The 26,369-nt window shown below is 69.8% G+C and carries 27 protein-coding genes; 21 read left to right on the top strand and 6 right to left on the bottom strand.

Annotation, left to right across the window (positions count from 1 at the left end; translation table 11 throughout):
• Positions 1-190: 190 nt before the first annotated feature.
• The 11 genes from BLR95_RS15710 to BLR95_RS05275 are packed head-to-tail and all read left to right on the top strand — an operon-like array spanning position 191 to position 8,878.
• Positions 191-667, top strand: coding sequence for a Na+/H+ antiporter subunit E (locus BLR95_RS15710; RefSeq protein ID WP_176787640.1), 477 nt, complete (start codon positions 191-193; stop codon positions 665-667).
• Positions 668-680: 13 nt separating this feature from the next.
• Positions 681-968 (top strand): MrpF/PhaF family protein, encoded by a 288-nt coding sequence (locus tag BLR95_RS05320; protein WP_092616613.1) that lies wholly within the window; start codon positions 681-683, stop codon positions 966-968.
• Between the two features lie 11 nt (positions 969-979).
• Positions 980-1,348 carry a monovalent cation/H(+) antiporter subunit G gene (gene mnhG / locus BLR95_RS05315; protein WP_092616610.1) on the top strand — a complete coding sequence of 123 codons (369 nt, stop codon included), beginning with the start codon at positions 980-982 and terminating at the stop codon, positions 1,346-1,348.
• Positions 1,349-1,353: 5 nt separating this feature from the next.
• Positions 1,354-1,929, top strand: coding sequence for a DUF4040 domain-containing protein (locus tag BLR95_RS05310; RefSeq protein ID WP_092616607.1), 576 nt, complete (start codon positions 1,354-1,356; stop codon positions 1,927-1,929).
• Positions 1,926-2,342 carry a Na(+)/H(+) antiporter subunit B gene (locus BLR95_RS05305; RefSeq protein WP_092616604.1) on the top strand — a complete coding sequence of 139 codons (417 nt, stop codon included), beginning with the start codon at positions 1,926-1,928 and terminating at the stop codon, positions 2,340-2,342. The genes BLR95_RS05310 and BLR95_RS05305 overlap by 4 nt, the downstream gene beginning before the upstream one ends.
• 6 nt (positions 2,343-2,348) lie before the next feature.
• Positions 2,349-2,735: a cation:proton antiporter subunit C gene (locus tag BLR95_RS05300; protein WP_092616601.1), complete on the top strand. Its 387-nt coding sequence runs from the start codon at positions 2,349-2,351 to the stop codon at positions 2,733-2,735.
• Positions 2,732-4,333, top strand: a complete 1,602-nt coding sequence (locus BLR95_RS05295; protein WP_176787638.1) for a monovalent cation/H+ antiporter subunit D family protein — start codon at positions 2,732-2,734, stop codon at positions 4,331-4,333. The genes BLR95_RS05300 and BLR95_RS05295 overlap by 4 nt, the downstream gene beginning before the upstream one ends.
• Complete coding sequence (locus BLR95_RS05290; protein WP_092616598.1) at positions 4,330-5,799, top strand: monovalent cation/H+ antiporter subunit D family protein; 1,470 nt, start codon at positions 4,330-4,332, stop codon at positions 5,797-5,799. The genes BLR95_RS05295 and BLR95_RS05290 overlap by 4 nt, the downstream gene beginning before the upstream one ends.
• On the top strand, positions 5,796-6,119 hold the full coding sequence (locus BLR95_RS05285) for a hypothetical protein (protein ID WP_245689281.1): 324 nt from the start codon (positions 5,796-5,798) through the stop codon (positions 6,117-6,119). The genes BLR95_RS05290 and BLR95_RS05285 overlap by 4 nt, the downstream gene beginning before the upstream one ends.
• Positions 6,109-7,803, top strand: a complete 1,695-nt coding sequence (locus tag BLR95_RS05280) for a Na(+)/H(+) antiporter subunit D (RefSeq protein ID WP_245689280.1) — start codon at positions 6,109-6,111, stop codon at positions 7,801-7,803. Before BLR95_RS05285 ends, BLR95_RS05280 begins: the two co-directional genes overlap by 11 nt.
• A gap of 46 nt (positions 7,804-7,849) precedes the next feature.
• Positions 7,850-8,878 (top strand): ChaN family lipoprotein, encoded by a 1,029-nt coding sequence (locus BLR95_RS05275; protein ID WP_092616595.1) that lies wholly within the window; start codon positions 7,850-7,852, stop codon positions 8,876-8,878.
• 279 nt (positions 8,879-9,157) lie between these two features.
• Here BLR95_RS05275 and BLR95_RS05270 read toward each other — a convergent pair whose 3' ends face one another.
• Entirely contained in the window at positions 9,158-9,721 is a 564-nt protein-coding gene (locus BLR95_RS05270) for a Panacea domain-containing protein (RefSeq protein WP_176787636.1), read from the bottom strand.
• A 222-nt stretch (positions 9,722-9,943) separates the two neighbouring features.
• On the opposite strand from BLR95_RS05270, the gene BLR95_RS05265 reads away from it, so the two are divergent.
• From BLR95_RS05265 to BLR95_RS05255, 3 genes are all read left to right on the top strand, one after another.
• On the top strand, positions 9,944-13,237 hold the full coding sequence (locus BLR95_RS05265) for an intermembrane phospholipid transport protein YdbH family protein (RefSeq protein WP_092616592.1): 3,294 nt from the start codon (positions 9,944-9,946) through the stop codon (positions 13,235-13,237).
• A gap of 81 nt (positions 13,238-13,318) precedes the next feature.
• On the top strand, positions 13,319-13,552 hold the full coding sequence (locus BLR95_RS05260; protein WP_092616589.1) for a YnbE family lipoprotein: 234 nt from the start codon (positions 13,319-13,321) through the stop codon (positions 13,550-13,552).
• Between the two features lie 26 nt (positions 13,553-13,578).
• Positions 13,579-13,896 (top strand): DUF1318 domain-containing protein, encoded by a 318-nt coding sequence (locus tag BLR95_RS05255; RefSeq protein WP_092616586.1) that lies wholly within the window; start codon positions 13,579-13,581, stop codon positions 13,894-13,896.
• 11 nt (positions 13,897-13,907) lie between these two features.
• On the opposite strand, the gene BLR95_RS05250 is transcribed toward BLR95_RS05255, so the two are convergent.
• Both BLR95_RS05250 and BLR95_RS05245 read right to left on the bottom strand, forming a co-directional pair.
• A complete protein-coding gene (locus BLR95_RS05250) occupies positions 13,908-14,441 on the bottom strand; it encodes a hypothetical protein (protein WP_092616583.1) in 534 nt (177 codons plus the stop codon).
• Between the two features lie 96 nt (positions 14,442-14,537).
• Entirely contained in the window at positions 14,538-16,643 is a 2,106-nt protein-coding gene (locus BLR95_RS05245; RefSeq protein ID WP_143130937.1) for a protein kinase family protein, read from the bottom strand.
• A gap of 395 nt (positions 16,644-17,038) precedes the next feature.
• Here BLR95_RS05245 and rpmG point away from each other — a divergent pair, with 395 nt between their 5' ends.
• Entirely contained in the window at positions 17,039-17,206 is a 168-nt protein-coding gene (rpmG, locus tag BLR95_RS05240; protein ID WP_092616578.1) for a 50S ribosomal protein L33, read from the top strand.
• Between the two features lie 117 nt (positions 17,207-17,323).
• Here the strand turns inward: rpmG and BLR95_RS05235 are convergent, their stop codons facing one another.
• Entirely contained in the window at positions 17,324-17,689 is a 366-nt protein-coding gene (locus BLR95_RS05235; RefSeq protein WP_092616575.1) for a response regulator, read from the bottom strand.
• Between the two features lie 171 nt (positions 17,690-17,860).
• Positions 17,861-18,592 carry a Crp/Fnr family transcriptional regulator gene (locus BLR95_RS05230; protein WP_245689278.1) on the bottom strand — a complete coding sequence of 244 codons (732 nt, stop codon included), beginning with the start codon at positions 18,590-18,592 and terminating at the stop codon, positions 17,861-17,863.
• A 307-nt stretch (positions 18,593-18,899) separates the two neighbouring features.
• Here BLR95_RS05230 and BLR95_RS15705 point away from each other — a divergent pair, with 307 nt between their 5' ends.
• From BLR95_RS15705 to BLR95_RS05205, 5 genes are all read left to right on the top strand, one after another.
• On the top strand, positions 18,900-19,304 hold the full coding sequence (locus BLR95_RS15705; protein WP_176787634.1) for a cyclic nucleotide-binding domain-containing protein: 405 nt from the start codon (positions 18,900-18,902) through the stop codon (positions 19,302-19,304).
• Positions 19,305-19,481: 177 nt separating this feature from the next.
• Positions 19,482-20,087 carry a 2-oxoacid:acceptor oxidoreductase family protein gene (locus tag BLR95_RS05220; protein WP_092616569.1) on the top strand — a complete coding sequence of 202 codons (606 nt, stop codon included), beginning with the start codon at positions 19,482-19,484 and terminating at the stop codon, positions 20,085-20,087.
• Positions 20,071-21,243: a pyruvate ferredoxin oxidoreductase gene (locus tag BLR95_RS05215; RefSeq protein WP_092616566.1), complete on the top strand. Its 1,173-nt coding sequence runs from the start codon at positions 20,071-20,073 to the stop codon at positions 21,241-21,243. The genes BLR95_RS05220 and BLR95_RS05215 overlap by 17 nt, the downstream gene beginning before the upstream one ends.
• A 29-nt stretch (positions 21,244-21,272) precedes the next feature.
• Positions 21,273-22,442, top strand: a complete 1,170-nt coding sequence (locus BLR95_RS05210) for a thiamine pyrophosphate-dependent enzyme (protein WP_092616563.1) — start codon at positions 21,273-21,275, stop codon at positions 22,440-22,442.
• 120 nt (positions 22,443-22,562) lie between these two features.
• Entirely contained in the window at positions 22,563-24,251 is a 1,689-nt protein-coding gene (locus BLR95_RS05205) for an FAD-dependent oxidoreductase (protein ID WP_092616560.1), read from the top strand.
• A 72-nt stretch (positions 24,252-24,323) separates the two neighbouring features.
• Here BLR95_RS05205 and BLR95_RS05200 read toward each other — a convergent pair whose 3' ends face one another.
• The gene (locus BLR95_RS05200) at positions 24,324-25,493 is read right to left on the bottom strand and encodes a GNAT family N-acetyltransferase (RefSeq protein WP_092616557.1); all 1,170 of its coding nucleotides are present in this window, start codon (positions 25,491-25,493) and stop codon (positions 24,324-24,326) included.
• Between the two features lie 107 nt (positions 25,494-25,600).
• Here BLR95_RS05200 and BLR95_RS05195 point away from each other — a divergent pair, with 107 nt between their 5' ends.
• Positions 25,601-26,059 carry a CopD family protein gene (locus tag BLR95_RS05195; protein ID WP_092616554.1) on the top strand — a complete coding sequence of 153 codons (459 nt, stop codon included), beginning with the start codon at positions 25,601-25,603 and terminating at the stop codon, positions 26,057-26,059.
• The last annotated feature ends 310 nt before the right edge of the window (positions 26,060-26,369 follow it).

Raw genomic sequence — 26,369 nt, 5'->3', positions numbered from 1 at the left:
CAACGGCAAATGGGGGGTCGCCGTGCCCCGCCCGGACGCGCCCCTCTGGACAGAAAGTTGCGGGGACAGTAGAACCGCCCGGATGTTTCTTCCCATTCGGGGCCGCCCGCACGGCACTGACCGAGGTCACCGCCCGGTCCTTGCCGGCACTGTCCCGTTTTCCCGTGTCGTGCATGGAGGGCCCTGGCCCGTGCCTGTCCAGACCCTGAGCCTGGCCCTGACCATGGCCGCCCTGTGGCTGTTGCTGTCCGGACATACCGAGTGGCTGATCCTGGCCTTCGGCGCGGGCTCGGTGGCTTTGGTGGTGTGGCTGGCCCGACGCCTTGAGGTGCTCGACCAGGAGGGGCACCCGATCCACCTGACCGGGCGCGGCATCCTCTTCTTCTGGAGCTGGCTGCTGTGGGAGATCGCCAAGGCCAACATCGCGGTGGCGCGGCTGATCCTGTCGCCGAAAATGCCCATCACGCCGTCGGTGATCGAGGTCGAGGCGCATGAGAAGAGCGAGCTGGGTCAGGTGATCTATGCCAACGCCATCACCCTGACCCCGGGCACCGTGTCGATGGTGGTGGAGGGCAACCGGATCGTCGTCCACGCCCTGAGCCGCGACGCCGCCGAGGACCTGCTGGCCGGCGAGATGGACCGCCGCATCGTTGCCCTGGAAAGCTGAAGGGTCGCCCTAGATGTTCACCGCCGGAACCCTTGCCGTATTGGTCACCATGGCCATGACCCTGGCCCGCGCCCTGGTCGGGCCGACGGTGTGGGACCGCATTCTGGCGGTCAACAGCTTCGGCACCAAGATCGTGCTGCTGATCGGCCTGCTGGGGTTCCTCGACGGGCGGCCGGAATTCCTCGACATCGCCCTGGTCTATGCCCTGATCAATTTCATCGGGACCATCGCGGTGCTGAAGTTCTTCAAGTTCTCCACCCTCGGCGACACCGCCGGCGGTGGCGACATCGGCGACGTCTAGGGGGAAGCCGAATGCTTGACCTTGTCCTGGACGTGCTGAGCTGGACCCTGATCCTGGGCGGCGGGGCCTTCATCCTGATCGGCGGCATCGGCATCGTGCGCCTGCCCGACTTCTACACCCGCCTGCACGCCGCCGGCATGATCGACACCCTGGGGGCCGATCTGATGCTGGTCGGCATGGCCGTGCAGGCCGGCCCCACCCTGGTCGCGGTGAAGCTTCTGCTGATCGCCGTCTTCCTGCTGTTCACCAGCCCGGTGGCCACCCACGCGCTGGCCAACGCCGCCTTCACCGAGGGCCTCAAGCCGCTCGGCGAGGGCGACCTTGAAAACGGCCGGCCGCGTCCGGGCGTGACCCACCACCTGGATCCGGAGCAGCACTGAGCGCCATGTCCGCCTTCATCGACCTTGTGCTGCTGGTTTTTCTGATGGTCACCGCGCTGGCCATCGTGCGGCTGAACAACCTGTTCGCCGTGGTCATGCTGAGCGGCATCTACAGCCTGACCTCGGCCGCCCTGTTCGTGGTGCTGGACGCGGTCGACGTGGCCTTCACCGAGGCCGCCGTGGGGGCCGGCGTCTCCACCGTGCTGGCGCTCGGCACCCTGGCCCTGATCGGCCGCACCAGCCAGACCCCGTCGCGACGCTCGCGGCTTGCCCTGGTCGCCGTGGTGGTGACCGGAGCGGCGTTGCTCTATGGCACCGCCGACATGCCGGCCTTCGGCGACGGGCAGGCGCCGATCCACAAGCATGTGGCCAACCGCTACCTGGAGGAATCGGGGCGCGAGGTGGGGCTGCCCAACGTGGTGACCTCGGTGCTGGCCTCCTATCGCGGCTACGACACCCTGGGCGAGACGACGGTCATCTTCACCGCCGGCATGGCGGTGCTGATCCTGCTGGGGGTGGTCGGCCGGGACCGTCGGCGCGACCTTGAGGACCCCGGGCCGGAGGCGGAGGACGGGCGATGAAACGCCATTCGATTCTGCGGGTTACCGCCAAGTTCTTCATTCCGCCCATCATGTTGTTCGCGCTTTATGTGCAGTTCCATGGCGACTTCGGACCGGGCGGTGGGTTCCAGGCCGGGGTGATCTTCGCCGCCGCGGTGATCCTCTACGCCCTGCTGTTCGGCCGGGCGCGGACCGAAAAGGTGCTGCCCCTGCCGGTGCTGCGCGCCCTGGCCGCCAGCGGGGTGCTGCTGTACGCCGGCGTCGGCGTGGTCGACATGCTGCTGGGCGGCGCCTTCCTCGACTATTCGGTGATGGCCCACGACCCGCACCACGGCCAGCATTACGGCATCCTGCTGGTCGAGCTGGGCGTCGGGATGACCGTGTTCGCCATCATGAGCCTGATCTTCCTCTCCTTCGCCGGTCGCAAGCGGTAGGCCCCGATGAGCATCGAGACTTTAAGCGGGGCGCTGTTGGCCCATGGCAACTACTGGATCGTCATCGGGCTGATGATGACCGGGCTTTACGTGGTCATCGACCGCGGCAATCTGGTCAAGAAGATCATCGGCCTGAACATCTTCCAGACCTCGGTCTTCATGCTCTACATCTCGATGGGCAAGATCGACGGCGGCACCGCGCCGATCCTCGATCAGGCGCTGGGCCGGACCTACTCCAACCCGCTGCCGCACGTGCTGATCCTGACCGCCATCGTGGTCGGGGTGGCGACCACGGCGCTCGGGCTGGCCCTGGTGGTGCGCATCAAGGAAGCCTACGGGACCATCGAGGAGGATGAGATCCTGGCCATCGAGCACGGCGAGGACGACCGATGAGCCAGTTGTTGAAGGTTGCCGAAGCCGCCGCCCACGGCGTCACCGAAAGCGCCACCCACACGGCCCAACACGCGGCCCACGCCGCAACCCCCTCGCTCAGCCTGTTGGGCGACAACCTGCCGGCCCTGGCCATCGTGGTGCCGCTGCTTGCCGCGCCACTGGTCGCCCTGATGATCCGCCCCGCCCTGGCCTGGAGCCTTGCCGCCCTGGCCGGGCTGACCACCCTGGCCGTCACCGGCGGCCTGCTGGCCCGGGTGCTGGACAGCGGGCCGATCGTCTATGCCGTCGGCGGCTGGGCCGGGCCGTGGGGCATCGAGTACCGCATCGACACTTTGAGCGCCGGCATGCTGGTCCTGGTCGCCGGCATCGGCGCGGTGAGCCTGCTTTATGCCCGGGCCAGCGTGGCGCGCGAGATCCCGCCCGCCCGGGCCAGCCTGTTCTATTCCCTGATGCTGCTGTGCCTGACCGGCCTGCTTGGCATGTGCATCAGCGGGGACGTGTTCAACGTCTTCGTGTTCCTGGAGATCAGCTCGCTCAGCTCCTACGCGCTGATTGGTCTGGGCAGCACCCGGCGGGCCTTCACCGCCGCCTTCAACTACCTGATCCTGGGCACCATCGGCGCCACCTTCTACGTCATCGGCATCGGCCTTCTGTACATGATGACGGGCAGCCTCAACATGGCCGATCTGGCGACCCTGGTGCCGGCCCAGATGGACACCACGACGGTGCAGATGGCGATCGCCTTCCTGGCCGTCGGGCTGTCGCTGAAGGCCGCCCTGTTCCCGCTGCACCTGTGGCTGCCCAACGCCTATGCCTATGCGCCCTCGGTGGTCACCGCGTTCCTTGCCGCGACCGCCACCAAGGTGTCGATCTATGTGCTGGTGCGCTTCGTGTTCACCGTCTTCGGGGGCACCGGGCTGCTGGTTCTCGAAGGGCCGCTGGGCCTGAGCGCCGGCACCCTGATCTGCGTGCTGGCCCTGGCCGGGGTGGTGGTCGCCTCGCTGTCGGCGATCTACCAGGAGGACGCCAAGCGCCTGCTGGCCTATTCCTCGGTGGCCCAGGTGGGCTACATGCTGCTCGGCGTCGGGCTGGCCAGTCCGGCCGGCTTGAGCGCCGGGCTGATCCACGTCTTCAACCACGCGCTGATCAAGTTCGCCCTGTTCCTGGCCGTCGGCGCCGTGGTCTGGCGCACCGGCAGCGCCCACATGGCGGCCCTGGCCGGGGCCGGCAAGCGCATGCCGTGGACCATGGCCGCCTTCGTCATCGCCGGCCTGAGCCTGATCGGCGTGCCGGGCACGGTCGGCTTCGTCTCCAAGTGGATGCTGCTCCAGGCCGCCCTGGCCCAGCAATTGTGGCTGGTCGCCGGCCTCATCCTGTTCACCTCGCTGCTCGCCGTGGTCTATGTCTGGAAGATGATCGAGGCGGCCTACTTCCGCCCCGTCCCCGAGGGCGGCCCGGAAATCGCCGAGGCCCCGCTGTCGCTGCGCCTGCCGCTGTGGCTGGTCGCCCTGGCCTGCATCTACTTCGGCCTTGACGCCTCGGGCCCGGTGGGGATCGCCGAGACCGCCACCCGCACCCTGCTGGAGGGCGGGGCATGATCATCCATCCGCTGCTGCTGATCGTCGCCACCCCGCTGGCCGGCGCCCTGCTCATCGCGCTCAGCGCCGGCAAGCCCACCCAGCGCGAGACGGTGACCTTGGTCACCGCCGGCCTGCTGTTCTGGCAGGTTTTGCGCCTGTTGGCCCACAGCCTGGGCGGCGGAACCGTCTCGCCGGTCGAGCTTGCGGTCATGCCCGGAGTGCCGCTGGCCCTGTCGGTGGAGCCCCTGGGGCTGATCTTCGCCCTGGTCGCCAGTGGCCTGTGGATCGTCAACAGCGTCTATTCCATCGGCTACATGCGGGGCAACAACGAGGCCCACCAGACCCGCTTCTACGTCTGCTTCGGGCTGGCCATCAGCTTCGCCATGGGCATCGCGCTGGCCGACAACCTGTTCACCCTGTTCCTGTTCTACGAGGCGCTGACCCTGTCCACCTACCCCCTGGTCACCCACAAGGGCGGGGCCGAGGCGCGCGAGGCGGGGCGGGTCTACCTGGGCATCCTGATGTCCACCTCGATCGGCTTTCTGCTGCTGGCCATCGTCTGGACGTGGCAGGCCACCGGGCGCATGGACTTCACCCCCGGCGGCATCCTGGCCGGCCACGTGGACGAGCCCGAGGTCGGGCTTTTGCTGTTCCTGTTCATGTACGGCATCGGCAAGGCCGCCTTGATGCCGATCCACCGCTGGCTGCCGGCGGCGATGGTCGCGCCGACCCCGGTCTCGGCCCTGCTGCACGCCGTGGCGGTGGTCAAGGCAGGCGTGTTCAGCGTGGTCAAGGTGATCGTCTACATCTTCGGCCTCGACCTGCTGAACGCCTCGCCCAGTGCCGACTGGCTGCTTTATGCCGCCGGGGCGACCATCCTGATCGCCTCGCTGATCGCCCTCAAACAGGATAACCTGAAGCGCCGGCTGGCCTACTCGACCATCAGCCAGCTCTCCTACGTGATCCTGGCGGCGGCCATCCTGGCCCCCTTGAGCGTCGCTGGCGCGGCCCTGCACATCGCCGCCCACGCGGTGGGCAAGATCACCCTGTTCTTCGCCGCCGGCTCGATCTACACCGCCGCCCACAAGACCCAGGTCAGCCAGCTTGACGGCATCGGCCGGCGCATGCCGTGGACCATGGGCGCCTTCGCCATCGGGGCGCTGTCCATGGTCGGGGTGCCGCCAACCGCCGGCTTCCTCTCCAAGTGGTTCATGCTGAGCGGCGCCTGGGCGACCGAACAGTGGGTCGCGGTGGGGGTGATCGTGCTCTCCACCCTGCTCAACGCGGCCTACTTCCTGCCCATCGTCTACGCCGCCTTCTTCCGCGCCCCACCACCGGACGACGCCCACCACCCGCCGCATGGCGAGGCCCCGTGGCCGATCGTCGCCGCGCTGACCACCACCGCCGGCCTGACGGTGCTGCTGTTCCTGTTCCCGCGCCCGGTGCTCGATCTCGCCCTGGCCCTGGTCGGAGCCACCCCATGAGCCAGACGCCCGCAACCACCCCCCTGCCCGAGTGCGGCCAGCCGCCGCCCACCGTCACCCCCGACCACGAGCGCCCGGAAGCCGAGCGCCACTGGCTGGTCCGCCCGACGACCATCCGCCGCCTGTGGTGGGGCAGCGGGATCGGCCTCGCCCTGCTGGTGCTGCTCGACCTCACCGTCCACGGCCACCCGCATTTCGGCATCGACGGCACCTTCGGCTTCTACGGCTGGTACGGGTTCATCAGCTGTGTCGCCATGGTGCTGTTCGCCAAGGGCCTGGGCTACGCCCTGAAGCGCAAGGACACCTACTATGACGCCTGAGGTGGCCCTCCCCCTGCCCCCGGCCCTGGGCCTGATCGCGCTGGGCCTGCTGCTGCCGCTGATCCCGCGCCCGGCCCGCCCGCTGTGGCTGGTCGGCGGGCCGGCCCTGGTCCTCGGCTGGGTGTGGCTGATCCCCGAGGGCAGCCACCTCGCCCTGCCCTTCCTGGGGCACGTGCTGGAACCCTTGCGGGCCACCGACCTGACCCGGGTCTTCGCCACCGTCTTTTCGCTCATGGCCCTGGTCGGCAACCTGTTCGCCTTGCGGCAGAAAAGCACCTGGGAGCTGGCCGCCGCCAACGTCTATGCCGGCGGCGCCATCGGCGTCACCTTCGCCGGCGACCTGATCAGCCTGTTCGTCTTCTGGGAGGTGATGGCCGTCGCCTCGGCCACCGTGATCTGGTCGGCCGCCCGCCCGGCCGCCTACCGGGCCGGCCTGCGCTACCTGCAGGTCCACCTGCTGGGCGGGGTGATCCTGATGGCCGGCATCATCGGCCACATCATGGACACCGGCAGCATCGCCTTCACCGCCATGCAGCCGGAAACCGTCGCCACCTGGCTGATCCTGATCGGCGTGCTGATCAACGCCGGCGCCCCGCCGCTCACCGCCTGGCTGCCCGACGCCTACCCGGAGGCCAGCTTCTCCGGCACCGTGTTCCTCTCGGCCTTCACCACCAAGACCGCCGTCTATGTGCTGATCGCCGGCTTCCCGGGCACCCAGATCCTAATCTGGGTGGGCATGTACATGGTCTTCTACGGGATCATCTACGCCCTGCTCGAAAACGACATGCGGCGCATCCTGGCCTACTCGATCATCAACCAGGTCGGCTTCATGGTCTGCGGCGTGGGCATTGGCACCGAAATGGCGCTCAATGGCGCGGCCAGCCACGCCTTCACCCACATCATCTACAAGGCCCTGCTGTTGATGAGCGCCGGCTCGGTGTTCTACATGACCGGGCGCACCAAGTGCACCGAGCTGGGCGGCCTGTTCCGCTCCATGCCGCTGACCTGCACCGCCGGCATCATCGGGGCGCTGGCCATCTCCTCGTTCCCGCTGACCTCGGGCTTCATCTCCAAATCGATGATCGCCCAGGGCGCCGCCGACCAGCACATGGCCTGGGTGTGGATGGGCCTGGAAGCGGCCAGCGCCGGGGTCTTCCTGCACGCCGGCATCAAGTTCCCGTGGTTCGTCTTCTTCCAGAAGGACCGCGGCCTGAGGCCCAAGGACCCGCCGCTGAACATGAAGGTGGCGATGGTCATCTTCTCGGCCTTCTGCCTGGGCCTGGGCCTGTTCCCGCAGCCGCTGTACGCCATCCTGCCCTTCCCCGTGGACTACGTGCCCTACACCACGGCCCATGTGGTCAAGCAGTTGCAGTTGCTGCTGTTCGCCGGGCTGGCCTTCTTCGTGCTGCTGCCGCTGATGAAGCGCACCGAAACCCTCAGCCTGGACTGGGACTGGCTGTACCGCCGCCCCGGCCCCTGGCTGGCCGGCCGTGCCCTGGCCCTGATCGGCGCCCTTTACGACAGCCTGACCGGGGCCGGCCGCCACCTGCTGGCCCGCCTGTTCACCACCCTGGAACGCGGCCACGGCCCGACCGGCACCCTGGCCCGCACCTGGCGGGTCGGCAACGCGGCGGTGGCGGTGATGGTGCTGCTCTGCCTCTACCTTGCCATCTACTATCGCTGACACGATCTTTGGGGGCATTCGACCCAATCACCTGAAACGAGGCCCCATGCCCGCAGTGTTGCCGCGCCCCGCCCTGGCCCTGATCCTGCTCATGGGATGGCTGATGACTTCATCCATGGCCCCCTCCGCCCAGGCCAACCCCTTCGACGGCCGCCTGTCCGGCCCGTGGACCGACTGGCAAACCGAACTGGATGCCGACGACCCGCTGGTCGGCACCATCTGGGACCCGGCGGCAGGCCACGCCATCTCGCCCGAGGCCCTGGTCAGCCGCCTGCTGGCGGCCGATCTGGCCCTGCTCGGCGAGGTCCACGACAACCCCGACCACCACCGCCTGCAAGCCTGGATGCTGGCCCAACTGGTCGAGCGCGGGCGCCACCCCGGGCTGGCGGTGGAAATGATCCGCCCCGACCAGACCCTGCCCGACCCACTGCCCGAAAGCCCCGACGCCCTGGCCCAGGCGCTCGACTGGGCCAACACCGGCTGGCCCGAGTTCGCCCTCTACCGCCCCCTCTTCGCCACCGCCCTCGAGGCCCGCCTGCCCCTGCTGCCGGCCAACCTCGCCGCCGAGCAACTGCGCACCACCGCCCGCCAGGGCGTCGTCGCCGGCCTCGGCGAAGCCCGCGCCCAAAACCTCGGCCTGACCGAGCCCATGCCGGCCGACCTGGCAGCACATCTGGCCGAAGCCGTGCGACGCGGCCACTGCGGCCTGATGCCCGAAAAAGCCATCCCCGCCATGGCCCAGACCCAGCGCGCCCGCGACGCCGTCATGGCCGAGGCCCTCATCGCCGCCCGCGAACACAGCCCCAGCCGCCAAGGCGTCCTGATCGCCGGCACCGGCCACCTGCGCAGCGACGTCGCCGTGCCCTACCACGCCCGCCGGTTCCGACCCGATCTGGCCACCTTCAGCATCGGCCTGCTCGAAGTCAGCCCCGACAAACCCACCCTCGAACACTACGCCGAACGCTTCAATACCCCCACCCTGCCCTTCGACGTGGTCTGGTTCACCCCCCGCCTCGACGATACCGACCACTGCGCCGAACTGCGCGCCCACATGAAACGCAAATCCACCGAATGACCCCACAGCGGCGGGCGCCTGCAGGCAAGCTGCTGCGCAGCAAAGGGGCTCCGCCCCTTTGAACCCCGCTGGGGAGGCCGGGAGGCCTCCCCAGACCCCACCATGAGTCAAAGCCGTGAAGAGGGGGGTATCCGAGCGCGTGCGCTCGGATACCCCCCTCTTCACGGCTTTAAGTCGCGGCGGGGGTCCGGGGGGGCCCCTGGTCCCCCCGGCGGGGGTCAAGGGGGCAGCGCCCCCTTGGTGCGCGGCACCTGCCCGCCGGCATCCGCCGCTGTGGGGTCATTTGGTGGATTTGTGGGATTTGGGCATCCATTGGGTGACGTTGACGGGTTTGCCGGTATGGCTGCGCATGACGCGGGGTCGGACCACGTCTTCGACGGCTGGGGCGCCGGCGGGGCGGGTACCGCCGGGGGTTTGTTTGCGGCCGTAGAAGAGGACCATGGCTTTCAGGGTGATTTCGCTGCGCGGGCCTTGGGCGGCGGCTTCCTGGAAGGGGGGGTGGGATTTCAGCAGGCGGGTCAGGTGGTCGGCCGAGTGGGCCCCGAACTTGCGCCAGATGCTGTCCAGGAAGTGGCTGATCGGTTCGGCCAGGGGTTTGGGTTCCAGGGGCGGGCGGCCGTTTTCGAAGGCGCGGAACAGGGTCGGTTCCAGCGGTCCCGAGGGATCGGCGACGAAGACCCCGGGGATCAGGCGGCGCCCTCGGTTGGCCACCGCGTAGTAGGCCTGGGCCAGGAACAGCAGGCGGTGCAGTTTCTGGGGCTGGAGGTATTCGGCGTCGTCCATCGCCTTGTCGATCAGGCGGAAGGCGACATCGAACCCGCTGTCCACCGGTATCGGCAGCATGATGCACGGGTCTCCTTAAGCGTTGGGGGCAAGGTGGGCTAGAGCACGTCGCGTTTATCCGGGGTCATGAAGTGACCCCGGATAAACGCGAGGCCGTGCTCTAAATTATTGAATCGAGAGCAGATTCACGCGCCCAATCTGAATTGCTTGGCGATTCAGATTGGGCGCGATCTGCTCTAGTATAACGGTCCGCCCGTTGACCGGACAATCCGGGGAGAACCCGTGCGCCTGACCCGTTCCCGCCTGATGCTTCTGGTGGCCGCCGTGGTGGTTGGCCTGCCCCTGCTGGGCGGGTTGGGCCTGTGGGCGGCCTGGCCGGTCGTGCTCGAGCGGCTGGTCGCGCCGGCGGTGGTCCGCCAGTTGGAGGCCCGGGGGCTGGGCCCGGCCGGGCTGGACGGGCTGGCGGTGACGGTGAGGCGCCAGGGCGAGGACTGGCGGGCCACGGTGCGCCTGGCTCGCCTGAGCCTGTTCGGCGGCGCGATCACGGCGGACGGAGGGATTGTCCGGCTCGATCCGTGGGTGGCCTGGGAAGAGCGCCGCATCGAGTCGCTACATCTGAAGGCGGTGACCGTGGCCGCCGACTGGGATGGCAGCCGGCTGGCGGTCGGTGGGCGCGAGGTGTGGCGGCCGGGCGGCGGCGACGGTGATTCGGTGCTGCCTGAGTTGCCGCTGGCGCGGGGGGCGGTGGAAGCCCTGGCCGCCACCCTGACCACCCCCCGGGGCACCTTCAGCGCCGACCTTGCGGCCAGCCTGGAGACCGCCGAGACGCTTTCCCTTGAGCTTTCCGGCACTGCCCGGGGCCCCGGCCTGAGTGCCCGGGTGGCGACCACGGCGCGGCTCGCCGGGCGTGTCCTGCCGCCGGCCGACCCAGGCGATCTGACCGCCCAGGCGGCGTTGACCCTGACCGCCGAGGCGGTGCCGGTTCCCGGCCTCAGCGACGCCCTGTCCGGCCAGCTCGACCTCAAGGTGGCCATGGTCGATGGCGCCCTGCGGCTAGAGATGGCGCCCGGCCGGCTGGCGGTGGCGCCGCTGGCTCCCGCCCTGGCCGCCCGGCTGGCCACGGCGCTGCCCGGACTGCCAGCGCCGGCCGCCGTCTCGCTGGAGCTGGCGCCGATCCGCCTGACCGTCTCCCCGGCCGCCGACGGCTGGCGGGCCGAGGGAGACGGCGCCGTTCGCCTTAAGGCCGGCGACTGGTCGGCCGAGGCGGTGCTGGCCGGCCAGGGTCGGTTGACCGGGCAGCCGGGCCTCGACCTCGCGCCGGACAGCCGGCTGACCCTCAGCGGCCTGCCCTGGCGGCGGCTGGTCGGGGCCTGGGTCCCGGTGCCGGCCCCGGCGCGCCCCCTGCTCGATGGCGTGGCGCGGGTCGAGGTGGGGTTGACCGAGCCGCTTGCCGCCGGGCTGGACGATGACGGCCCGTGGGCCGAGGGGGCTCTGTCGCTGGACCTTGTGGACCGCGCCGGCGCCCCTCTGGTCGCCGCCCGGGCGGCGGGCCGAATGCTGGCCGGCGGCCGCTGGGCCCTGGGCCGCGCCGAGGTGGCCCTGAGCCCGGGCGCCGTCGCCCCGGACCTTCCCCGGGGCACCCTGACCCTGGCCGAGGCGGCCTGGGCCGAGGGCCGGCTGAGCGGCGACCTCACGGCCGATCTGGCCCTGACCCGGCTCGATCTGGCCGGGGGCCGGATCACCGAACCCCGTCTCACCCTGGCCGCCGGCCTGAACGACGTCACTCCGTCCGGCACCGGCCGGCTGCGCCTGGAGCGCCTGGAGGTGGCGGCCGACAGCGCCCGCCTGGAGGACATCGTCCTCGCCGCCCCCCGCCTGTCCCTGCGCGGCGAGGTCGGCCGCGCCGATCCCGATGGCCCACTGGAGATGATCGCGGAGGCCCTGCGCGGCGAGGTCGCCGGGCTGACCCGGGGCGACATCGCCGGCGGGCCGCTGGTCGTCACCGCGCGCGGGCGCGGCACCGACGACGCCCTGACCCTGTCCCGGGCGCGGCTGGAGAGCGGCGCCCTGACCCTGCCCGGCGCGCGGCGTCTGGCCCCCTTCGCCGTGGCCCTGGCCGGGCCGGCCCGGCTGTCGCCGGATCGGCTCCGCCTGCCGCTGGGCGCCTTCGACCTCAAGCTCGACGACCCGGCCGGCGCCATCACCCTGGGCGGCGCCGGCCTTGATGTGGACTGGCGACCAAAGGGCTGGCAGGTCTCGGGCGACGGGCTGGCCGTCGCCCACCCGATGCTGGCCGCCGAGGCGCTGGCCCTGGAAGCCAGCGGCGATGCGCGGGGCCTGGACCTCCGGCTGGCCGGCCGTCTGCCCCGCCTGCCCCTGGAACCGCCCGGGCTGGCCGACAGCGCCAACCAGCGCAGCCCGCGCCGACCCTACCACATCACCCTGTCGGCCGAGCGCCGCGCCGGCCAGGCGGACCGGATCGACCTGACGCTGGCCGATGCCACCGACCAGCCGTTGGCCCGCGTCGCCGGCACGGTGGTCGATCTGGGGGGCGCCTTCGAGCTTGATCTGGAGGTCCCGCCACTGCCCCTGGGCCGCCAGCCGGGGCAGTTCCCGGCCCCCGATTTGCATACCCTGATTCCGCGCTATGTCTCGGCCCTGAGCGGCACCCTGGGGCTTAGCGGCACCCTCCGCGGTGGCCTGGGCGAGGACGGTCTTGACTTGGTGCCCGACCTCATCGTCACCCTGGCCGATGTCGAGGTGCGGCGCGGTTTCCTGGCCCTCTCCGGGGTCGATGGCGCGGTCTCGCTGGACGGTCTGCTGCCGCCCACCACGCCGCCCGGGCAGATGGTCACCGCGCAGGTCATCGAGGCCGGCATTCCCCTGCCCGAGGCCCGGCTGACCTTCCATCTGGCCGCCCCGGACAGCCCGGGGAGCCCGCCCCGGCTGGCCCTGGAGGGAGCCACCGTGGGGCTGGCCGGGGGCAGCCTGACCCTGGCCGAGCCGACCACCATTCCGCTCGATCTGTCGGCCGGGGCGGTCGATCTGGACGTCGTCTCGGTGGACCTCGGCGAGCTCAGCCGGTTGAGCCAGCTCGACGGGTTGATCGCCAGCGGTGCGCTGACCGGCCAGTTGCATTTGCGACTCGAGCGGGGCGATGTCTACCTCGCTCCCTCGCACCTCAAGGCGACGGAGCCGGGTATCCTGCGCTACCGCCCCGACGGCCCCAACCCGCTGGCCCTGCGCGGCGAAAGCCTGGCTCTGCTGGCCCGCGCCCTGGACAACTTCCACTATCAAAGCCTGGGCCTGGAGGTGGCCGGCGGGGTGGGCCGGAACAGTCGGGTGGCGTTGCACGTCAACGGGGCCAACCCGGATCTTTATGACGGCTATCCCTTCGAATACAACCTGAGCGTGGAGGGCGAGTTGATCGACATCGCGCGCGGCGGCTTCGCCAGCTACGACGCCACCGAACGGGTGCGCCGGGCGCTGGGAGAAGGCACGCCGCCCGTGGCCCCGGAGTCCGAGCCGGTTGCCGCCCCAGGTGCCGCCCCAGGTGCCGCCCCAGTCTCGCCATGATCGCGGCCCATCATCGGTTCCATCGAGAACGGGTCGGCGCTATGCTGCGTCGTCCCGCCCGTGTCCGGAGCCTGACCGACCATGACCGCCGCCTTGCCTTCCCGGCCGCCTTCATCGCCCCGCCGCCCGGCCCTGCTGGCCGGTCTTCTGATGGCGGCCCTGCTGGTCGGCCCGGCCTGCTCGCCGACGGTCAAGGTGGAGGCGCCGGACAAGCCGATCGTCATCAACATGAACATCAAGATCGAGCAGGACGTGCGCGTCCGGCTTGAACGCGACGTGGAGCAGGTTCTCCAAGAGAACCCCGAAATCTTCTGATCCCCGCCCGAGCGAGGCCCACCGCCATGCCCAGCCGCCGTCTTTCCCGCCGCCGCCTCCCCCTGCTTGCCGGGGCCGCCCTGGCCGCCTTGCTGCTGGCCAGCGACCCAGCCTTTGCCGTCGGCCTCGATCAGGCCCGGGCCCAGGGCATGGTCTGCGAGGGGCGCGACGGGTTGATCCACAAGGCCGCCGGCGGGCCCGGGGTGGATGGCCTGATCGCCGACGTCAACGCCAAGCGCATGGCCACCTACCGCGACATCGCGGCCAAGGACAACGTGCCCCTGGCCCAGGTCCAGGCCTTCTACGGCCAGACCCTGCAGGGCAAGCACGGCGGCTGCCGGTAAGCCGCCCCGCCTCAGCCAGCCGGGCGCCCCTTCTTCTTGGGCGGCTTGGGCAAGGTGGTCACCTCCGGCCCCCACAGCTCGACCAATTGCTTCTGCTCGGCCTTGAAGCGGGCCAGCCGCTGGGTCGAGGTCAGCGCCATGTAGGTGCCGACCACCGCCGGGGCGCTGAAGTGCAGCACCCAGCCCAGGGCCGACGCCCCATAGATGACGATCAGCGCCACCAGGTCGCTCAGCGTATCCAGCGCCACGGTGACGTTGTGCTCGCCGAACCACAGGTCGAGCAGGTAGGGCGCCACCCCGGCGAAGTTGAAGCCGCCGATGGTGAAGGCCGACAGCTTGTCCGGCGAGCGGTCGACGACCACCGCCACCATGGTCGGCAGCATGGCGAAGGCCAGCAGCACCACGGTCGGCATGAAGAACAGGAACATCACCGCGATGATCAGCACAAAGGCCAGCCGCATGCCCAGCCCGCCGCCCTTGGATTTGCCGGCGGCCGGCTTGGCGGGAGCCTTGGGAGCTTTCTTGGGGGCGGGCTTGGCGGCCATCGGGGCGACATACCTGGATACAAGGGAACTGGGGGACAAGGGAACTGGGGGACAAGGAAATTGAGAGCGACCCGGGAGCGCCCGGGACCACGGTGACTAGAACATGTGGGCCAACAGGCTGAGGGTAACCGTGATCAGGGTGATGGAAAAGCCGATCAACGCGGCCGCCTGCTGACCGTTGCGGGTGGCCCGCTCGTCGCGCCCGATGCGGCCCTGCTCGATGTCGTTGATGCGCCGCGCCAACCCCTGGTACTCAGCCCGGGCGATGGCGAACTCCTCCTCGTCGCGGGCCCGCTCCTCGCGGTTGTCGAGCAGGTTGAACAGCTCGGTCAGGCTGCCCTTGCGGACCACCCGGGGGATGTCCTTCTCCAGCTTCCGGCGCCGTTCGCGGCTGTGGTAGCTCTCCAGCACCGGGCCCATCAGGTTGCCCAGCCAACTGAGCAGGCCGGGCAACTGCTCCGGCCCCAGGCGCCATTGCAGGACGGCCAGGACGGAGAGCATGGACAGGGTGGCCAGCGCCGGGTCGGGGTCGTTGAGGGCGCTGATCTGGGCATGGGTGTCGCGGCCGTAGCGGGCCGCCACGAAGGCCGCCACGTGGCGGTCGACCGGCCAGGTCTTGCTGTCGGCGCGCCGCGCCGCGTTGTCCAGCGCCGGCAGAAGCTCGCGGATCTCGTAGACGAAATCGTGTTCGAAGAAGGGCGACAGGCAGGCCTGGTCGTCGCTCATCTCGTACAGGCAGCGCTCGATGCCGTTGCCGGCGCCGGCCTGGCGCAGATAGTTCTCAAGCTCGCGGAAACGGCTCTCAAGCTGGCTCGAGGTGGCGTCGTAGGTCTCCTGGGCGGCCAGGAAACGGCGCACCACCTCGCCCTTGATCATGTCGATGAAGGGCGCCGTGTCGCCCTTGTTGGACATGGTCACCGCCAGCGCCGTGCCGAAGCCCTCCGGCATCAGGGTCAGCTTGCCGTGGCGCAGCGGCGCCCCGGGCAGCAGCAGGGCCGACATGTACGACAGCAGGGCATCGGTGGTCTGGGTCTTGGTGCCGGCGGCGTGCTGGGCCATGGCGCTGCCCACCAGATCGGCCCGATGGATGTCCTCCAGGCCGCGCCTGAGCCAGGTCTCCAGCCGCCCTTCGAGCAGGATCGGCAAGGCGTCCGTCCACAGTTCGCTGAGCGCCAGCCCGACCTCGGGCAGCGAGTAGCACTCGTACTTGCCGACCTTGAGGGAGCGCTGGGCGCGCTTCTGGGGCCGCGGCATGAGCGGCGTGGTGCGCCGGCCATTGAACCACAGCTCCAGCTTCTCCACCCCCCAGCGGTCCGACTCGTCGTCGCTGAGCAGGCCGCGCAACACCTCGATCAGCGGCAGCGGCACGCGGTTGTCGCCAATCAGGGTGGCGTAGCTGCCGAGCAGCACCTTGCCCCGGATCATCTCCTGATGGGACATGTTGCGCACCGGGCTGCGGCCCAGCAGCAGGACCAGCAGGGTCACCCCCAGGGCATAGCAGTCGTCGCGCACCGAGCCCGGGCCCCGCCCCTCCGGGTTGCACATGGCCGAGGCGATGGGCTCGTAGATGGCCGGCTGGTCGTAGGCCGGGGGCACCGAGCAGCAGTCGCCGAGCACCAGATGCTGGCGCTCCTTGTCCATGAAATAGAGGTTGTCGACCCGGATCGCCCGGTGCGACACGCCCATCACGGCGATCTCGGTCAGGGCGCTGGTCAGCGGCTTCAAGACGCGCTTGGTGAATTCGCGGTCGTTGATCAGCTCGAAGGTGTCATCAAGGCCGTTCATCACCCGCCCGCCCATCGGCTGGTCGTAGACCAGCCCGATGACCCGGCCACCGCCCGGCCAGGGTACCCCGCCCCACTCGTGCAGGGTCAGGATGTCGTTGCCGCCAGCCCCGCGCATGGCCCGCATCAGACTGATGCGGGGCGTCAGGTTGCGCTGGCAGATCAGGGCATAAAGCTTGCGCGCCGCGTCGCGCTTGTCCTCGCAGACGTAGGCCTTGGCATGGGGCATGTCGAGCCCGGGCAGCGGCTTGTCGGGATGGATCAGATAGCGGTCGCGCAGGGTCACCGGACCCTTGGTCGCCGCCTCCGGGCCGCGCGGGGCCGAGGGCGCCTGTGCCTGAGCCTGAGCCGGTTGCTGCGCCGCCTGCGGGGGCGACTGTTGCGGCGGCGGGGTTTGGGCCTGGGGAGCCTGGGCCATGGCGGGTCGCGGTTGCGCTTTCTGTCAGGGGGCCGGGGCACCATCCCGGGATCGGTGGCGCACCGCCCGGGGCGCGCGGCGTTCGCGGGGTCCGCGCCGTTCCGCCGTACCTCGCCAGCCGAACCACGCGGGCATGCGCCCCCTACAATGCCCGCCCGGCCGGCAGACCACAAGGCCAAGCACCGCCAAGGGCGCGCCGCCACCGCCCGGCGGTGCGATGGGTCCCGGCGATGGGGTCCGGCGATGGGTCCCGGTGTGATCGGCCCTTGACAGCCGGCGGCGGGCGCGTATTGTGCGCCCTTCCTTATCGCCTTTCACGCGCTCCCTTCCCCGGACCGAGCCGGTCGGGAACGGGCGGCGCATCCCCTAAAGACGAGCGAACGGTTCAAACCGCCATGGCCAAGCCCAACACCATCCAGATCAAGCTGGAGAGCACCGCCGGCACCGGATTCTTCTACATCGCCAAGAAGAACCCGCGGACCCATACCCAGAAGATGGAGTTCCGCAAGTACGACCCGGTGGCCCGCAAGCACGTGGTCTTCCGCGAGACCAAGATGAAGTAGCGGCAACGCCGCCTACCGCCTGACAAAAAGGCCGCCCTTTCCAGGGCGGCCTTTTTCGTCTGCCCTCGCCAAGCCAAGGAGGCGACTGGCGGAGACTGATATCAGGAAACTGGCGGACTATTCCAGAAAGCTGGCCACTGTTTGCAGGAAGTTGGCCACCGAGATGGGCTTGGCGATGTAGCCCTCGCAGCCGCCCTGGCGAATCTTTTCCTCGTCGCCCTTCATGGCGAAGGCGGTCACGGCGACGATGGGGATCGACTTCAGGTCGTCGTCCTCCTTCAGCATGCGGGTGATCTCCAGGCCGGAAATCTCGGGCAGCTGAATGTCCATCAGGATCAGGTCGGGACGATTCTGGCGGGCGATGTCCATGACCTCGCGGCCATCACGGGTTTGCAGGGTCTCGTACCCATGGGCTTTCAACAGATCGTTGAAAAGCTTCATATTCAGCTCGTTGTCTTCAACGATCAGAATGGTCTTGGCCATCTTTCGGTCACCCTGGGAAAGAACTCTTGCCGAGCCCGGAATTGGCGGACAGATGTCTGAATTTACCGGACGGGCCGGCAGCGATGCTCCACATCATGGGAGAAAGCGGCCGGCAAGTCAAACGCCCGGCACATATCCTGATCCCCCTCTTGAATAAGCCCCAGACGAGGATCAATCACCGCGCACGTCCTCGACCATCTTGTGCAGGCGGGCGGCATCGACGATCACCAGGGCATCGCGCTCGCGCCGCACGATGTCGCGCCGGGCCAGGTCGTTCAGCACCCGGGCCACCGTCTCGCGGGTTGTCGAGACGCGGCTGGCCAGATCGCTGTGCACCGGGATGGGGCGGATCACCGGCGGCCCCTCGCCGCCATCGCCCAGCCGGGCCAGGCGCAGAAGCTCGCCATGCACCCGGTTGTTGGCGCCCAGGGTCGACAGATCCATGATGCGGTCGGTGGAATTGCGGATGATGCCGACCATGCGGGCCATCACCGCCAGGGCCAGGGCTGGCCGGCCGAGCACCAGATCAAGGAAGGTGGAACCGCCGACCACCGCCAGCCGGGTTTCCTCCAGCGCCATCACGCTGGCCGAGCGCGGATTGCCGTCGATGGCCGCCAACTCGCCGAAAAAGTCGCCGGCCAGCAGGTCGTCCAGGGTGACCTCGCGCCCGGCCACCGAATAGATGATCACCCGCACCCGCCCGGAAACGACGAAGAACACGTCGCGGCTTTCGCTTTGGCGGTCGATGATCTGCTCGCCGGCGGCGAAGCGGCGCCAGCGGCACTGGCGGGCAATGGCCGCGCGCTCGGCCGGGGCCAGCCCGGCGAACAGCGGAATCCGCCCAAGTTCGTCGTTGCCGCCGCCCTGGGCACCCCCGCCCGGGTTGGAATGCACCTCGATCACTCGATCCCCCACCAACGCCGGCGCCAAGCAGGCGGCCCGGTCACCCGGCATGCCCCTTTCCGGGCCAGGGTTTCCCCTTTCACGACCCCGGTCAAGTCTCTCTTGCCCGGGAGCCGGGGGCGACGATCCGCTGTCGCTGTCGGGGCACCCGATCCACCAGCCGCGATTCGAGGCCGAGTCCCCGGGGGTTGCGCAGTCGCCGCCGGGTCCGCACAATGGACCGGCCCCAATCCGGTACACGCAACACCGCCAACTGGTTACCGGAGCAGCACCAGGGGGCTGGGAACGGCAAGGGAGGGCCCCCCCCGTGAGCGACGCGACGGTGGAGGAAGCGACGGTGGAAACGGAACTGGAGGCGCGGGTCGTTCCCGCCGGGACCATCCTGTTCCATGAAGGCGACCCGGGCGATGCGGCTTTCATCGTCGAGGCCGGGGTGGTCGAGCTGACCCGCAACCTGAAGGGCTCGACGGTGGTCATCGCCAGCGTCCCCATCGGCCAGGTGATCGGCGAGATGGCGCTGATCGACAACATGCCGCGCAGCGCCACCGCCCGCTGCCTGACCGAAACCTGCATCCGCATCATTCCCAAGGACGACTTCCAGACCCGCCTGGCGGCCGCCGACCCGGTGTTGCGCAAGGTGCTGATGCGCTTTTCCCGGCTGGTGCGCGCCATCACCGACGAGAAGGTGCGCACCGTGCTCGGCATTCGCTGAGACACCCGGTCGGCCGGCCCTCTGAAGAAGTAAGCCACCGCCGCCCCCTTGTCCGGCCGGCGGGCCATCCCCATACCCTGTTGTGGGACCACAGGGAGCGACAAGACTCCCGTCAGGCGATCAGGGTGTGTGTGAACCATCACCGGTCCCGTTGTGTGCCAGACCTGGGGAGGTAACGTGATCGAGATCCGCATCCATGGCCGGGGCGGCCAGGGCAACGTGGTCGCCGCCTATCTGCTGGCCAGCGCCGCCTTCGCCGAGGGCGCCCACTGCCAGGCCTTCCCCAGCTTCGGGGCGGAGCGTCGGGGCGCCCCGGTGACCGCCTTCGTGCGCATCGCCCCGGGGCCCATCCTGGCCCGCTCGCAGGTGCGCAATCCGGCCGCCCTGATCGTTCAGGACGACAGCCTGCTGCACATCCCGGGCACCGCCGCCGGACTGCTGAAGGGCGGCGGGGTGCTGGTCAACGCACCAGAGGACGCGGCCACCCTGTCGGCCCGCCATGGCCTCGACATCCTCAGCCTGCCGGCCACCGCCCTGGCCCTGGAATACCTCGGCCGCCCGACCCCCAACGTGGCCCTTTTGGCCGCCTTCCTCACCGTTACCGGGCTGTTCCCGTTGAGCGCCCTGTCCAAGGCCCTGGGCGAGCGTTTCTCGGGCGAAGTTCTGCGCCGCAACGAGAAACTGGTCGCCCGCGCCGCCGAGGCGGTGCCCGAAGGGGCCTGGGCCAACCGTCTGGTGCTGGAACAGCCGACCAAGGAGGCACGCCGTGCTGAAAGCGCTTGAAGGCAGCCAGGCCCTGGCCCGGGCGGTCGCCCTGTGCCGGCCGGGGGTGGTTGCCGCCTACCCCATCACCCCGCAGACCCACATCGTGGAGAACATCTCCAAGCTGGTCGCCGACGGCGAGATGGGCTGCGAGCTGGTCAGCGTGGAAAGCGAGTTCTCGGCCGCCTCGGTGGTGCTCGGCGCGGCGGCGGCCGGGGCGCGGGCCTACACCGCCTCCAGCTCGCAAGGCATCATGCTGATGAGCGAGGTGCTCTACAACATGGCCGGGTTGCGCATTCCGGCGGTCATCACCTGCGCCAACCGCAGCGTCGGGGCGCCGCTCAACATCTGGAACGATCAGGCCGACAGCATGGCCATTCGCGACAGCGGCTGCATCCAGCTTTACTGCGCCGACAACCAGGAAGGGGTCGACAGCACCATCCAGGCCTTCCGCATCGCCGAGGCAACCGAGCTGCCGGTGATGGTTTGCGTCGACGGGTTCGTGCTGACCCACACCCTGGAGCCCATCGACCTGCCCAGCCAGACCAAGGTCGACCGCTTCCTGCCCGAGTTCGACTTCGCCCGCAGGCTCGACCCCAAGGCGCCGAAAAGCTTCGGCACCCTGGTCGACCCGGGCTGGTTCACCGAGGTCCGCCACAGCCACCACCGGGCCATGCAGAAGGCCCTGCCGGTGATCGAGGAGATCGACGCGGCCTACGAGAAGGCCATCGGCCGCGCGGCGGGCGGGCTGCTCAAGACCCACGGACCCAAGGGCGCCAAGACCGCCGTGCTGGCCCTGGGCTCGGTGGTCTCCACCCTGCGCCAGGGGCTCAACGACGGGCTGGCCAAGACGCCGGTGAAGATCATCCAGTTGCGCTGCTTCCGCCCCTTCCCGACCGAGGCGCTGATCGAGGCGGTCGACGGCGTGGACGACCTGATCGTGCTGGAGCGCGCCTTCTCGCCGGGCCTTGGCGGCATCGTCGGCACCGAGGTCACCGCCGCCCTGGCCCACCTCAAGAAGCGGCCGCGCATCCACAACTTCGCGGTCGGCCTGGGTGGCCGCGACGTGCCGGTGGAGTTGCTGCCCGAGCTGATCGCCGCCACCCGGGGCACGACCCCGGAGCCGTTCCGCATCTTCGACGTGGAGCTCGACAAGCTGCCCGCCGAGGATCGTTGATTCCGTCCGTCGAAAGAGACCGCATCGCCATGGCGAAAACCCCTGAAACGGCCAAGAAAGCGCCCTCCAAGGCGGCCAGCAAGCCGGCCAAGGCGAAGACCGCCAAAGCTGGTGACGCCAAATCTGGTGGCGCCAAAGGCAAGTCCGCCGCGCCGGCCGAAACCCCGTCGCGCAAGGTGGCGGCCGGGGTGGGGACCGCCCCCGGGGTCGATGCCCAGGCCCTGGGCGGCGAGCTGGCCGAACTGCGCCGCCGCCAGCCCCGCTTCCGCGGCCTGGAGGCCGGCCACCGGGCCTGCCAGGGCTGCGGCGAGGCCCTGGGCGCCCGGCTGGTCATGGAAGCCGCCGGGCCCGACGTGATGGTGGCCAACGCCACCGGCTGCCTGGAGGTGTTCACCACCCCGTGGCCCCAGTCGGCGTGGCGGGTGCCGTGGATCCACTCGCTGTTCGAGAACGCCGCCGCCGTCGCCTCGGGCATGGAGGCGGCCTTGAAGGCACGCGGCCACCGGACCAAGGTGATGGCCTTCGGCGGCGACGGCTCGACCTTCGACATCGGCTTCCAGGCCCTGTCGGGCATGCTCGAGCGGACCCACAACGTGCTTTACGTGTGCTTCGACAACGAAGCCTACATGAACACCGGCATCCAGCGGTCCTCCAGCACCCCGCACGCCGCCGCCACCACGACCAGCCCGGCGGGCAGCCAGCGCATGGGCAAGCGGCACCTGAAAAAGGACCTGTTGCAGATCATCGCCGCCCACCATGTGCCCTATGCCGCCTCGGCCTCGGTGGCCTACGCGGCCGACCTTCGGCGCAAGGTGCGCCGGGCCATCGAGATCGAGGGGCCGACCTTCCTTCTGCTCCACGTCCCCTGCCCGCTGGGCTGGGGGCACGACGGCGCCAAGACCATCGAGATCGCCCGCCTCGCCGTGCAGACCGGCCTGTTCCCGGTGGTCGAGCTGGAGCGCAACGAGCTGGCCGGGGTGATGCCCATCCGCCAGCCCCGCCCGGTCAGCGACTACCTCAAGCTCCAGAACCGCTTCCGCCACCTGTTCGGGAACGACCACCGGGCCCGCCAGGAGCGCGAACACCTGCAGGCCCTGGCCGACCACAACATCGCCACCTACCACCTGCTCGGCGAGGAGCCCGACCCGCTCGACACCGAGGGCGCCGACACCGTGCGCCGGGGCGGCCTGATCGCCTGAGTTGGCTCACCCGCCACCCCGACCCGGCCCACCCGCCACCCCGACCCGGCTCACCCGCCACCCCGACCCGATCCGCCCGCCACCCCGTTTCGCGTTCACACCTGAAGGAGACTCCCGATCATGCCGGTGCTCACCCGTGGGGCCTATGCCGAGCCGGGAACCTCGCTCGCCTTCAAGACCGGCGACTGGCGCACCATGCGCCCGGTCCACAAGCACTGGGCCGCACCCTGCCACGGCGCCTGCCCGGCCGGCGAGGACGCCCAGGAGTGGTTGGCCCGCTTCCAGGAAGGCCACCCGCGCGAGGCCTGGGAAACCATCGCCCACATCAACCCCCTGCCGGCGGTGACCGGGCGCATCTGCCCGCACCCCTGCGAGACCGCCTGCAACCGGACCCACTACGACAGCCCCATCGCCATCCACGCCCTGGAGCGCTGGCTGGGCGATCAGGCGATCCTCAACAACTGGTCCTTCCCCGGCGCCCAGGGGGTGGCCGAGCCGGCGGCGGTGGCCGTGGTCGGGGCCGGGCCGGGCGGCCTGTCGTGTGCCTACCAATTGGCCCGGCGCGGCCACAAGGTGACCCTGATCGACGCCTTGCCCGAACCGGGCGGCCTGTTGCGCTCGGCGATCCCCATGACCCGCCTGCCGCGCGATGTGCTGGACGCCGAGATCGGCCGGATTCTCGACCTCGGCATCACCTTCAAGCCGCACACCCGGCTCGGCGACGAGGCCGATCTGGCCCGCCTGCGCCAGGAACACCGCGCCGTCTTCCTGGCGCCGGGCATCGGGCTGGCCAAGAACTGGAGCGTCGGCGGCCAGGTACCCACCGACCACCGCCCGGCCCTGGAACTGCTGAAGGAGTTCATCGCCCACGGCAAGGTGCCCACCCCGGCCTCGGTGATCATCCACGGCGGCGGCAACACCGCGGTCGATCTGGCCCGGGTGATGAAGCGGGCCGGCGTGGCCGAGGTCCATCTGGTCACCGCCTCCGGCCTGCCCGGCCCGGACACCGAGCCCGGCGACATCCTCAACGTGGTGCCGCGCGAACTGCACGAGGCGATCGAGGAAGGCATCATCTTCCACCCCCATCGCACCATCCAGCGCCTTCTGATGCGTGGCTCCAAGCTGATGGGCATCGAGATGGTCAGCCTGCGCAAGCTGCCCGGGGCCAGCGGACGCAAGTCGCGCGTTGCCTTCGAGGGCACCGAAACCATCCTGCACGCCGACATGGTGATCCCGGCGATTGGCGAGAACGTCGACCCCACCGGCTTCGAAGCCCTGCTCGGCGGGGCGCCCTATTTCCGCCCGGCCGACGAGTGGGGCCGCCTGCCCGGCCACCCGGACCTGTTCGTCGGCGGCGACGCGCGGGGCGACCGGGGCACCGCCGCCGGGGCCATCGGCGACGGGCGCAAGGCGGCCGAGGCCATCGATCTGTTCCTGGCCGGCCAGGAGCCGGTGCACCAGCGCCGCCCCACCCTGCCCTACGACCACCTCAACATGGCCTACTACGAGCCGGCGCCGCGCCGCGAACCACCGGTGCTGCCGGTCGAGCAGCGCACCGACAGCGACGAGATCGAAGGCCCCCTGCCCGACGCCGAGGCCCGCGCCGAGGCCAACCGCTGCCTGTCCTGCGGCAGTTGCCTGGCCTGCGACAACTGCTGGACCTATTGCCCGGACAACGCCGTCATCAAGACCATCGAGCAGGCCCAGGACGGCAGCCACTACGTCTTCGACTACGAGTACTGCAAGGGCTGCGGCATGTGCGCCACCGAATGCCCCTGCGGCTACATCGTCATGGAAGAGGATCACTAAGGGCGCATCAGCGCCGCCTGATGGAAGGAACCGGGGCGCGTCAGCGCCGCCTGATGGAAAAACCGGGGCGCGTCAGCGCCCCTGGCGGAAGGGGCCGGCGGTGGTGCGGATGTGGATCTCGGCGTGCACCGCTTGGCGCTCCTGCTCGACGAAATCGGCCACCGCTTCGCGGAACCCGGGGTGGGCGATCCAGTGCAGCGAATGGGTGGCCCGAGGCAGATAGCCGCGCTGCACCTTGTGGCCGCCCTGGGCCCCGGCCTCGACCCAGGTCAGGCCGTGGTCGATGGCGTACTCGATGGCCCGGTAGTAGCAGACCTCGAAGTGCAGGCAGGGCAACTCGGCCAGGGTCCCCCAGTTGCGCCCGAACAGGCTGTCGCCGCCCCGCAGGTTCAGCGCCCCGCAGACCGCCGGGGCCTCGGGCCCGTCGCCGTCAAAACCCATCACCAGCACCACCTGGTCGCCCAGGGTCTGGCCCAGGCGATGGAAGAAATCGCGACTGAGGTAGGGCTCGCCCCATTTCTTGTCGGTGGTGGCCAGATAGAAGCGGTGAAAGGCGTCCCAGTGGCGCGGCTTGATGTCCTCGCCACTCAGGGTGCGGATGGTCAGGCCGTGGCTGTTGGCCGTCTGGCGCTCCTTGCGGATCGCCTTGCGCTTGCGCGAGGCCAACTCGGCCAGGAAATCGTCGAAGCTGCCATAGCCCTCGTTGCGCCAGTGGAACTGCTGGCCCAGGCGGTGGATGAAGCCCAGCGGCGCCAACTCCTCGGCCTCCTCCCCGGTGCAGAAGGTGAGGTGCAGCGAACTGACCTCAAGCCGCCCGGCCAGTTCCACCATGCCGGCGGCCAGGGCCTGGCGGTGAAACGCCGCCCGCGCCCCCGGGCGGACCAGCAGGCGCGGCCCGGTCACCGGCGAAAAGGGCACCGCCCCCTGAAGCTTGGGATAATAGCGCCCGCCGGCGCGCTCCCAGGCATCGGCCCAGCCCCAGTCGAAGACGTATTCGCCGAAGGAATGGCTTTTCAGGTACAGCGGCGCCGCCCCGAGCATCCCTCCGGCCGGGTCCTCGAGCACCAGATGCTGGGGCCGCCAACCGGCCTCGGCGCCGACCGAGCCCGAGTCCTCCAACGCCTTCAGGAAGGCATGGCTGACAAACGGATTGTCGGCCCCGGCGCAGGCATCCCAGTCGGCGGCCGCAACCGCCGACAGCGAGGACAGGACACGGATGGTCAGGTTGTCGGGATCGGACATGGTCCGCCCAAGGTGGGGCGCGCGGCGCACCGCCTCAAGAGCCGACGCCGCGCCAAGCTGCTGCTATACTGAACCGGTCGCCCCCGGACCCAAGACGGAGCCCAAGCATGTACGCCACCGCCATCTCCCTGCACGTGCTGGCCACCCTGGTCTGGGTCGGCGGCATGTTCTTCGCCCTGATCGCCCTGAAACCCGGTCTGGCCGAGATCAGCCCCGATGACCGCCTGTTCCTGTGGCACGGCACCCTGCCCCGCTTCTTCGCCTGGGTGTGGGGCGCCATCGCCATCCTGTGGGGCACCGGCTGGTACATCATCGAAAAACTCTACGGCGGCCTCTACGCCGCCCCCGGACACGTCCACCTGATGATGACCCTGGCCGGCCTGATGACCATCCTGTTCGCCCTGATCCAGGCCGGCCCCATGCGCCGCTTCATGAAAGCCCTGGAAAACGGCCAACCCGCCGCCGCCACCAACGAACACCAGCGCATGAAAACCCTGATCACCATCAACTTCACCCTGGGCATCGCCACCACCATCATCGGCACCGCCGGCGCCTACATGGGCTGACCCCGCCAACCACCGGGGACCCGCTGGCGCGGCCAAGGGGCGCCGCCCCTTGGAACCCCGCTGGGGAGGCCGGGGGCCTCCCCAGACCCCACCATGAGTCAAAAACCCGCCAGGGGGTTTATCCCCCTGGCGGGTTTTTAAGTCACGGCGGGGGTCCGGGGGGGCCCCTGGTCCCCCCGGCGGGGGTTCCAAGGGGGCAGCGCCCCCTTGGCGGTTGTAGCGCGCCACTTGCTTTTGGAGTGGTCGCCACTTGGTTCTGGAGCATGGTAGCCCGCCTCTGAGAGGGGTCTCAAGGTGCCCTGACGGGGGC

This window comes from Roseospirillum parvum (assembly GCF_900100455.1).
Classification (GTDB): Bacteria; Pseudomonadota; Alphaproteobacteria; order Rhodospirillales; family Rhodospirillaceae; genus Roseospirillum; species Roseospirillum parvum.
Note: the sequence above shows the minus strand (reverse complement) of the source record. Positions and strands in the feature narration are given on the sequence as shown.

What these genes read in the sequence shown, in the direction of transcription:
- BLR95_RS05305 (WP_092616604.1), top strand. Translation starts at nt 1,926, where the DNA reads ATGAAACGCCATTCGATTCTGCGGGTTACCGCCAAGTTCTTCATTCCG.
- BLR95_RS05320 (WP_092616613.1), top strand. Translation starts at nt 681, where the DNA reads ATGTTCACCGCCGGAACCCTTGCCGTATTGGTCACCATGGCCATGACC.
- BLR95_RS05295 (WP_176787638.1), top strand. Translation starts at nt 2,732, where the DNA reads ATGAGCCAGTTGTTGAAGGTTGCCGAAGCCGCCGCCCACGGCGTCACC.
- BLR95_RS05250 (WP_092616583.1), bottom strand. Translation starts at nt 14,441, where the DNA reads ATGGCCGCCAAGCCCGCCCCCAAGAAAGCTCCCAAGGCTCCCGCCAAG.
- BLR95_RS05280 (WP_245689280.1), top strand. Translation starts at nt 6,109, where the DNA reads ATGACGCCTGAGGTGGCCCTCCCCCTGCCCCCGGCCCTGGGCCTGATC.
- BLR95_RS05235 (WP_092616575.1), bottom strand. Translation starts at nt 17,689, where the DNA reads ATGGCCAAGACCATTCTGATCGTTGAAGACAACGAGCTGAATATGAAG.
- BLR95_RS05275 (WP_092616595.1), top strand. Translation starts at nt 7,850, where the DNA reads ATGCCCGCAGTGTTGCCGCGCCCCGCCCTGGCCCTGATCCTGCTCATG.
- BLR95_RS05290 (WP_092616598.1), top strand. Translation starts at nt 4,330, where the DNA reads ATGATCATCCATCCGCTGCTGCTGATCGTCGCCACCCCGCTGGCCGGC.
- rpmG (WP_092616578.1), top strand. Translation starts at nt 17,039, where the DNA reads ATGGCCAAGCCCAACACCATCCAGATCAAGCTGGAGAGCACCGCCGGC.
- BLR95_RS05255 (WP_092616586.1), top strand. Translation starts at nt 13,579, where the DNA reads ATGCCCAGCCGCCGTCTTTCCCGCCGCCGCCTCCCCCTGCTTGCCGGG.
- BLR95_RS05200 (WP_092616557.1), bottom strand. Translation starts at nt 25,493, where the DNA reads ATGTCCGATCCCGACAACCTGACCATCCGTGTCCTGTCCTCGCTGTCG.
- BLR95_RS05195 (WP_092616554.1), top strand. Translation starts at nt 25,601, where the DNA reads ATGTACGCCACCGCCATCTCCCTGCACGTGCTGGCCACCCTGGTCTGG.
- mnhG (WP_092616610.1), top strand. Translation starts at nt 980, where the DNA reads ATGCTTGACCTTGTCCTGGACGTGCTGAGCTGGACCCTGATCCTGGGC.
- BLR95_RS05210 (WP_092616563.1), top strand. Translation starts at nt 21,273, where the DNA reads ATGGCGAAAACCCCTGAAACGGCCAAGAAAGCGCCCTCCAAGGCGGCC.
- BLR95_RS05285 (WP_245689281.1), top strand. Translation starts at nt 5,796, where the DNA reads ATGAGCCAGACGCCCGCAACCACCCCCCTGCCCGAGTGCGGCCAGCCG.
- BLR95_RS05310 (WP_092616607.1), top strand. Translation starts at nt 1,354, where the DNA reads ATGTCCGCCTTCATCGACCTTGTGCTGCTGGTTTTTCTGATGGTCACC.
- BLR95_RS05260 (WP_092616589.1), top strand. Translation starts at nt 13,319, where the DNA reads ATGACCGCCGCCTTGCCTTCCCGGCCGCCTTCATCGCCCCGCCGCCCG.
- BLR95_RS05205 (WP_092616560.1), top strand. Translation starts at nt 22,563, where the DNA reads ATGCCGGTGCTCACCCGTGGGGCCTATGCCGAGCCGGGAACCTCGCTC.
- BLR95_RS05270 (WP_176787636.1), bottom strand. Translation starts at nt 9,721, where the DNA reads ATGCTGCCGATACCGGTGGACAGCGGGTTCGATGTCGCCTTCCGCCTG.
- BLR95_RS05245 (WP_143130937.1), bottom strand. Translation starts at nt 16,643, where the DNA reads ATGGCCCAGGCTCCCCAGGCCCAAACCCCGCCGCCGCAACAGTCGCCC.
- BLR95_RS05300 (WP_092616601.1), top strand. Translation starts at nt 2,349, where the DNA reads ATGAGCATCGAGACTTTAAGCGGGGCGCTGTTGGCCCATGGCAACTAC.